Origin of the sequence: Paenisporosarcina sp. TG-14, assembly GCF_000297555.1 — a bacterium.
In the GTDB taxonomy this organism is placed as follows: domain Bacteria; phylum Bacillota; class Bacilli; order Bacillales_A; family Planococcaceae; genus Paenisporosarcina; species Paenisporosarcina antarctica.
Genome location: NZ_AMGD01000116.1, coordinates 1 through 252, shown reverse-complemented (window position 1 = coordinate 252; position 252 = coordinate 1). Strand labels below are relative to the sequence as shown.

1 rRNA gene is annotated in these 252 nt (G+C 53.6%); it reads left to right on the top strand.

Annotation, left to right across the window (positions count from 1 at the left end):
• Nucleotides 1-252 (top strand): 23S ribosomal RNA (locus tag C406_RS0118970); the annotation flags it as partial.

The following is a 252-nucleotide window of genomic DNA, read 5'->3' as shown; positions in this document are numbered from 1 at the left end:
CCTATCCGTCGTGGGCGTAGGAAATTTGAGAGGAGCTGTCCTTAGTACGAGAGGACCGGGATGGACACACCGCTGGTGTACCAGTTGTTCTGCCAAGAGCATCGCTGGGTAGCTATGTGTGGACGGGATAAGTGCTGAAAGCATCTAAGCATGAAGCCCCCCTCGAGATGAGATTTCCCATTGCGCAAGCAAGTAAGATCCCTCAAAGACGATGAGGTAGATAGGTTCGAGGTGGAAGCACGGCGACGTGTG